7 protein-coding genes are annotated in these 7128 nt (G+C 71.3%); 2 read left to right on the plus strand and 5 right to left on the minus strand.

Annotation, left to right across the window (positions count from 1 at the left end; all coding sequences use genetic code 11):
• Positions 1 to 114 precede the first annotated feature (114 nt).
• The gene (locus MW084_RS03290; protein WP_158684352.1) at positions 115 to 261 is read right to left on the minus strand and encodes a hypothetical protein; all 147 of its coding nucleotides are present in this window, start codon (positions 259 to 261) and stop codon (positions 115 to 117) included.
• Positions 262 to 520: 259 nt separating this feature from the next.
• Entirely contained in the window at positions 521 to 952 is a 432-nt protein-coding gene (locus MW084_RS03295; protein ID WP_078571967.1) for an ATP-binding protein, read from the minus strand.
• 249 nt (positions 953 to 1201) lie between these two features.
• On the opposite strand from MW084_RS03295, the gene MW084_RS03300 reads away from it, so the two are divergent.
• Positions 1202 to 2437, plus strand: a complete 1236-nt coding sequence (locus MW084_RS03300; RefSeq protein WP_010473465.1) for a helix-turn-helix domain-containing protein — start codon at positions 1202 to 1204, stop codon at positions 2435 to 2437.
• Between the two features lie 16 nt (positions 2438 to 2453).
• Entirely contained in the window at positions 2454 to 2930 is a 477-nt protein-coding gene (locus MW084_RS03305; RefSeq protein ID WP_010473463.1) for a hypothetical protein, read from the plus strand.
• Between the two features lie 545 nt (positions 2931 to 3475).
• Here the strand turns inward: MW084_RS03305 and moeZ are convergent.
• From moeZ to MW084_RS03320, 3 genes are all read right to left on the minus strand, one after another.
• Entirely contained in the window at positions 3476 to 4654 is a 1179-nt protein-coding gene (moeZ, locus tag MW084_RS03310) for an adenylyltransferase/sulfurtransferase MoeZ (protein ID WP_010473461.1), read from the minus strand.
• A 92-nt stretch (positions 4655 to 4746) separates the two neighbouring features.
• The gene (locus MW084_RS03315; RefSeq protein WP_010473460.1) at positions 4747 to 5583 is read right to left on the minus strand and encodes a spherulation-specific family 4 protein; all 837 of its coding nucleotides are present in this window, start codon (positions 5581 to 5583) and stop codon (positions 4747 to 4749) included.
• On the minus strand, positions 5571 to 6533 hold the full coding sequence (locus MW084_RS03320; RefSeq protein ID WP_010473459.1) for an NAD-dependent epimerase/dehydratase family protein: 963 nt from the start codon (positions 6531 to 6533) through the stop codon (positions 5571 to 5573). Before MW084_RS03320 ends, MW084_RS03315 begins: the two co-directional genes overlap by 13 nt.
• Between the last annotated feature and the right edge of the window lie 595 nt (positions 6534 to 7128).

Genomic DNA, 7128 nt, shown 5'->3' on the forward strand with positions numbered 1-7128 from the left:
CGATATCACGACGAGTCCTCGGGGCGAAGCGGGGCGAAGGTAGGCGGGCCACCTTGTCGGGGGCGAGCAGCAGTGCTTGGACCAGGCGGGCGGCACCGTGCCGGGACATACATGTCAGGGGGTGTCGTCACTCATCAGGTCCAGGACCTCCAGGAACGCCAGGGCCAGGCGGCGCAGGTGCCCGCACTCGGCTTCTGGGGCCGGCTGTTCGGCGCTCGTGTAGAGCAGCCGCAGCGCCTCGTCCACCGGATAGGGCTGCACCAGATGCGGCAGGGCCTCGATGAGCGCGGTGGTCGCCGCGCGGAGGCGGGGGCGATGGTGCCGGTGCGGGCCGAGGGCGGCGACGGGTAGGGGCCGAGGACGACGTCCAGGTCGTCGTACACCCCCTCGCCGACCGCCGCGGCGATCGTGTCGGCGGCCAGGGAGCGGCGCAGGCTCGCCAGGACGCGGCTCAGGGTGTCGTCGTCGGATACCGGCCGACTCAGGAGCCGGGTGGCGACGACATTTGGTACGGCGACCATCACAGCCTCCCGTCGGGGAGTGCGAGGGTGCACCAGGTGGTCGTGCCGTCGTCGCTGACACCCCACGTCCGGGCGAGGGCGGCGACGAGCAACAGGCCGCGGCCGTCCTCGGCGTCCTCGCCGGCGCTGCGGAGCCGTGCCGGGGTGGTGCTGCCGTCGCTGACCTCGATGCACAGCTCACCTGCGGATGCGCTGATCCTCAGCCCGACCTCGCCCTTACCGTGCTGGACTGCGTTGGTGACCAGCTCGGAGACGACGAGCACGGCGTCGTCGGTCAGCGCGGCGCAGCCGCGGTGGCGGAGGTAGGCGGCGGTGATCCGGCGCATGTGCCCCACGCGGCGCTCGGACGGGGTGAAGGAGACCACGAATCCGGGCCCGGCGGCCGTCGTGGGCGGCTGTGGGCTCGACCGGGTGGCGATACGACCGATCATCGCCGTTCCCCCGTCCTGGCCGTGGTGCTGACCACTGTGTACCCCCCTCGGGCCGATACGGATGTGAGCTGCGCACAGGCTGAGCTATCGAACTGCCGTTCTCGCAAATGGAGTTCAGCCGCTCACAAGTAGTGAACTGGCTCCGACCAAACCGGCCTACGGCACATGCGACACACGCATACGGTTATGCACGGAGCGCGTATCGATGTGTGCAGAGGGCAGCAGGTACTCGTAGCGTGAGGGCGTGCCGTGAACTGGCAATCGACAGCGATCCGGGAAGCGTCCCGGATCGGGGACTACGGCAAGGTCATCGAACTGGCCAGACGTGGGCGCATGACTCAGCGCCAGCTCGGAGAGGCCATCGGGCTGTCGCAGTCGGGCGTCTCGCGCCTGGAGAAGCGTGGCACAGGCGCATACAGCACGGACATCCTGGCAGCGGCATCCGCACACCTCGGCATCCCTCCCACGCTGGTAGGACTGGCTGACAACCGCCCCCAGGGGAAGGACGGAGACGTGGACCGACGCCGCTTTCTCGGCGGGGCCGCTGCCGCAGTGGCCGCCCCGATATTGACGTCGCTGCCTGAGACCCCACCGGAGGGTTCCGTAGGACAAACCGCGGCACTCCGCCTCAGCACTACGGCTTTGCGGAGGCTCGACGGCTCGACTTCCTCCCGAGACCTGCGTGACCCCGTTCACGCCCATATTGGCTTGATCCAGTCGATTACGAACGGGGTGCAAGGCGACACAGATCGGGCGCGGCTGGCCGCAGTGGGCAGCGAGGCTGCGAGCCTTGCCGGGTGGTTGCACTGGGACATGGGGGACTATGGCTCGGCGCGCATGTGGTACGGCTCCGCCATCAAGGCGGCGCGTGTCGCCGGCGATCCACTGCTGACCGCCTACCAGATCGGCAGCCTCGCCCAGTTCGAGGCGTACGCCGGGAACGCCACCCACGCGCTGAACGCCACGGCACGCGCCAGGAGCGTTCTGGGATCACTGCGCCCGCAAGTGGCCGACGCATGGCTGGGATCGGTGGAGGCACTGGCCCATGCCGCTGCGGGCGACCAGCGGGCAGCCGACCGGTTCCTCTGCGCCAGCCTGGCGTCCGCCGAGACGTTGCCAGACGATCTCCCGCCGTGGCCGTGGGTGTTCCCCTTCGGCCCGATGAAAGTTGCGGCCTGCCGTGTGACCTGCGGTGCACGGCTTAGACGGCCTGACTGGGTTCTCTCCGCCGACGTCGAGGCCCTGGCCACCGGGCACACCAAACAGCGTGCGCTCCTGATCCTCGACATCGCAGCCGGACATCTCGCGGCCGGCCGGGTCGAGGCAGCCTTCGCTCTGGCCGCCCATGCGCTCGACACCGGCTTGCACTACCGTTCGGGTCGCATCGTGGAAAGAGCAAGGGAAGTACGCCGGGCCTTTCGCGGCACCACGCCACCCAAAGTGGTCCGAGAGTTCGACGAGCGCCTGCACGACGTGTACCTGTAGCCAGGAGGACAAGCCGATGCGCATAGGGATCACCGGCCACCGCGGGCTGTCACAGCATGTCGAGAATCAAGTCAGAGCGCTGCTGTGGGAGGTGGCCAGCGCTCATGACCCTGCTGATCTCGTTGGCGTCTCCTGCATCGCGGACGGCCCCGACGCGTGGTTCGCCCAAGCCGTACTCGACCACGGCGGGAGCCTGGAGGTGGTGATCCCCGCCGAGCAGTACCGCGAAGGGCTCCCCGCCTGGCACCACCCCGTCTACGACGAGTTGCTGCACCGAGCCTCCGAGATACACCGCACCGGCCTCACCGCATCCGACTCGGCGGCACACATGGTAGGCAGCGAAATCCTCGTCGCGCTCGTGGACGAACTCCTCGCGGTCTGGGACGGCCAGCCGGCCCGCGGGTTCGGCGGCACCGCAGACGTCGTCCGCTACGCCCAGCGACACGGGACGCCCGTGCGGCGCCTCTGGCCGAAGAACGCCACCCGAGACTGAGATCCCCGCTATGCGGAAGGTGTTGACTAGCTGGTCAAGAGTGGTTGACGTGGTTTTCGGCTCAGTGGTTCGGCTGGTGCCTGGTTGACGTAGTGCCCCTCCTCGAACTCGATGGGGCTGAGGTAGCCGAGGCGCTTCTGGATGTGTCGGGGATTGTGGAAGCCGTCGATCTACTCGAAGAGGATGAGATCGAGTGCTGCCGCACTGTGGTCTCCTGTGAGGCCCGCCCAAGCGTGGTCCCGTGATTCGGGAAAAGGCCGACAGGTCACCACAGCCGGATCGACGTGTCCAGTTCCGCCCCGACTCGCGGCCCCACAAGGGTTCCGGCCAAGCGGGCCGAACCGAACGTCGGCAAGCCGTCTTCAGGGTTGCGGAACAGTCTTGGGGTCGGGCCGCCCCCGGGCCGTCCAGCGCCGACCGGTGACCAGCGGCCGGCGACGACGGAAGCCCACGGCGTCCGATCAGGTCGGAGCCGTGGGCTTCGTTCGTTCCTCCGGTCGGCGGGACCCGCGGTCAACGGGGCCGGTGGCCGACAGGACAGGTGATCAGTAGACCGGCTTGTGGGGCTCGATCTGGTTGACCCAGCCGATGACGCCGCCGCCGACGTGGACGGCGTCGGAGAAGCCCGCGGACTTCAGGACCGCCAGGACTTCCGCACTGCGGACACCCGTCTTGCAATGCAGGACGATCTTCTTGTCCTGCGGCAGGCTCTGGAGGGCGTCGCCCATCAGGAACTCGTTCTTGGGGACCAGCCGGGCGCCGGGGATGGAGACGATCTCGTACTCGTTGGCCTCGCGGACGTCGATGATCTCGATGTCCTCGCCGTCGTCGATCCACTCCTTGAGCTGCTTCGGGGTGATCGTGGAACCGGCCGCCGCCTCCTGGGCCTCCTCGGACACGACGCCGCAGAAGGCCTCGTAGTCGATGAGCTCGGTGACGGTGGGGTTCTCGCCGCAGACGGCGCAGTCCGGGTCCTTGCGGACCTTGACCTGCCGGTACTGCATCTCCAGGGCGTCGTAGATCATCAGCCGGCCGACCAGCGGGTCGCCCACGCCGGTCAGGAGCTTGATCGCCTCGGTGACCTGGATGGAGCCGATGGACGCGCAGAGCACGCCCAGGACGCCGCCCTCCGCGCAGGACGGGACCATGCCCGGCGGCGGGGGCTCCGGGTAGAGGCAGCGGTAGCAGGGGCCGTGCTCGGACCAGAAGACCGACGCCTGGCCGTCGAAGCGGTAGATGGAGCCCCAGACGTACGGCTTGTTCAGCAGCACGCACGCGTCGTTGACCAGGTAGCGCGTGGCGAAGTTGTCCGTGCCGTCCACGATCAGGTCGTACTGGCCGAAGATGTCCATCACGTTGTCGGCTTCGAGCCGCTTCTCGTGGAGGACCACGTTCACGTACGGGTTGATGCCCTTGACGGAGTCGCGGGCGGACTCCGCCTTGGAGCGGCCGATGTCGGACTGGCTGTGGATGATCTGGCGCTGCAGGTTCGACTCGTCGACCTCGTCGAACTCCACGATGCCGAGCGTGCCCACGCCCGCGGCGGCCAGGTACATCAGGGCCGGCGACCCGAGTCCGCCGGCGCCCACGCAGAGCACCTTGGCGTTCTTCAGCCGCTTCTGCCCGTCCATCCCGACGTCCGGGATGATCAGGTGGCGGGAGTACCTGCGGACCTCGTCTACGGTGAGCTCGGCGGCCGGCTCGACCAGGGGTGGCAGCGACACGGGGACTCCGTTGGTCGTGTGGCGGTACGGGACTGCCCCCGCGCGGACGGGGGCCGGGGGACTACCTGTCCGCAACACTGCCACGGCCCTTCTCATTCCGAGACACCCGGTCCGACCTGCGAGACGATCTCGTCCCAGTAGCCGGGCAGGGCCGTGAAGGGGCCGGTCCGGCCGGGGCGGTCGGTGAATCCGGGGCGGTCGGTGAAGAAGACCGTCCCCGCGCCCTGCCACCGGGCGATGCGCCTGGCCTCGTCGAGGTGGTTGCGCGGAACGCCGTGGACGAGGTGGACGAACCGTTCCGGCGGGTGGTCGGCCGTCCACTCCGCCGCCTGCGACCAGCGGTATTCCGCCCAGGGCCCGGAGAAGGTGACCATCTGGTCGGCCGTGTCGGCGTAGTCGGGGTGGGGGTGGCGGCCGTGGCCGAGGACCAGGTGCCCGCCGTCCGCCCGGTTGACGGAGGCCTTCAGCACGGTGGTGAGCCGGCGCACTCCGGGCAGGTGCCGCCGCTCCGTGGGACAGCGGTCCAGGAAGTACCCGTCGACGCCGTACCACTCGAGGTGGCGGTGGGCCTCGCAGACCGCGTCGCTGAACGGCCGGGCGCCCCGGGCCAGGTCGAGGCGGCCCAGGACCCGGACGCCGGCGTCGCGGAGCCGGCCGGCCGCCTCCAGGCGGTGCGGGTCGGGCCGGATGCCGGAGCCGCCCGCGATGTCGAGGACGGCCCAGCGCACGGGCGCCTCCGGCTGATCGGGGCCGACGGGATGGACGGGATCGGTGAGGCCGGTGGGATCGGTGGGATCGGTGGGATCGGCGGAGTCGACGGGGTCGGTGAAGTCGACGGGGGACGGACAGGGGGAGGCGCAGCCGGGGAGGGCGAAGTCAAGCGGCCGGGCGCCGGGCGCCGACGGGTCGGTGCCGGTCAGACGCGGCATGCCGCCTCCATCCAGATGTCCGCGAGGGACTCCTCCAGGGGGATGCGGGGCCTCCAGCCGAGCCGGTCGCGGGCGGTGCGCACGTCGGCCTGCTGCCAGACCCCGCAGCCGTCGGGGTAGGGGTGGGCGGGGACCGGCGGGTGGTGGTCGGAGGGCGACTCGGAGCGCTGGGCGCCGATGACGGGCCGTACGGGCGGGACGTCCGGTTCCTGGAGGGCGCCCGGGTAGCCGGCGACGCGGGCCAGGAGGGACGCGGCGTCCCGGAGCCGTACGGCGCGGCCGGTGCCGATGTTGACCACGCCCTGCGCCGCCGACAGGGACGCGGCGTGCACGGCGCGTGCCACGTCCCGCACGTCGACGAAGTCGCGCTGCACACCGAGGCCGCCCAGCCTCAGCTCGGCGTCGCCGCACTGCATGGCGCGGCGCACGGCGTCCGCGAGCCGGCCGAGGGGCGAGCCGGCCGGGGTGCCCGGCCCGACCGGCGAGAACACCCGCAGGACGACGGCGTCCAGCCCGGAGCCGAGGACCAGCTCGGTCGCCGCGAGCTTCGACACCCCGTACGGCCCTCCGGGGCGGGGCACGGCGTCCTCGGGGGTCGAGGAGCCGGGCTGCGACGGCCCGTACTCGGACGCGCAGCCGACCTGGACCAGGCGGGCGCCGCAGCGGCTGCGGCGGAGCGCCTCGCAGACGGTGGCGACGGCGACGGTGTTGTGCCGGGTCAGCTCGCGGGCGCCGCCGCGGGTGGTTCCGGCGCAGTTGACCACGACACCCGGGTGGACGGCGTCCAGGAACCGGGTGAGCGCCCCGGGGCTGCCGTTGGCGAGGTCGAAGCGCACGTCGGAGTCGTCGCGGCGGCCCAGGGAGGTGAGGTGCACCGCCGGGTCGGCGAGCAGCCGCTCGGTGACGAAGCGGCCGATGAATCCCGTGGCGCCGAGCATCAGCACCCTCATCGCGCGCCCCTTTCGCGTCGTGCGGCCGCGATCGGGGTTCGGGGGGTCATGTCGTGTTTCTCCTCGGTGTTTCGCGAGTACGGAGATCCCGGTACCGCGTCGGTGCTCCCGGGGTGCGGAAGCCCACGGGCTGCCGGGCCCGGGCGGCCCGTGCGGTGTACGGGCCTGTGCGGTGCGCGGTCGGTGTGAGTGCGCGGTCGGTGCGGTGTGCGGTCGGTGCGGTGAGTACGAGTACGTGGTCCGTGCGGTCCATGCGGTCCATGCGGTCGGTGCGGTCCGCGCGATCGACGCGACCTGGGAGATCGACGCGACCTGGGGGACCGACGCGACCTGGGAGACCGGTGTGACCCGGGTGGTCGGTGCGGTGTGCGGTGTCGTACGGGGCATGGGGGGCGGACGTCGGCGGGCGGTCAGGGGCCGGCGTGCGCGAGGGCCCGCGTGAGCGCGGTGACGGTGCGCACCGGCACGGCGGGGGCGACGGGTGCGCCCGGCCCCGGCCCTGTCCCCGTCACCGGACGGAGCGCCGTCGCCGGACATGGCCCGGCGGGGGCCGCCGGACGGGCCCCGGGGAGCGGTCCGGCGGNNNCCGCCGGGC

The organism is Streptomyces sudanensis, from assembly GCF_023614315.1.
GTDB classification, from domain to species: domain Bacteria; phylum Actinomycetota; class Actinomycetes; order Streptomycetales; family Streptomycetaceae; genus Streptomyces; species Streptomyces sudanensis.